This window comes from Deinococcus alpinitundrae (assembly GCF_009982895.1).
Lineage (GTDB): Bacteria > Deinococcota > Deinococci > Deinococcales > Deinococcaceae > Deinococcus > Deinococcus alpinitundrae.
On record NZ_WXZL01000258.1, the window covers coordinates 1 to 270 of the forward strand.

General features: G+C 42.6%; 1 protein-coding gene. It reads left to right on the forward strand.

Annotated elements, in window-relative coordinates; translation table 11 throughout:
• Window positions 1-270 (forward strand): YebC/PmpR family DNA-binding transcriptional regulator (locus GUI70_RS25710; protein ID WP_202630602.1); only part of this gene is annotated, 270 nt, incomplete at both ends.

The window sequence follows — 270 nt, forward strand, 5'->3', positions numbered from 1 at the left end:
GGTTCAGTTTCGTACATGTTCGACCGGAAGGGCTACATCGTTATTAAACGCGAAGGTTTGGATAAAGACGAAGACCAAATGATGGAAGATGCTATCGAAGCAGGTGCGGATGACGTACAAACTTCTGATGAAGTGTTCGAAATCTACACGGATCCTAAAGAATTTGCTGCCATTCGTGATGCACTTGAAGCTAAGGGTTATGATTTGGCAAATGCTGAATTAACCATGATTCCGGAAACGGAAACTCAAGTTCCTGCTGATAAAGTAAAG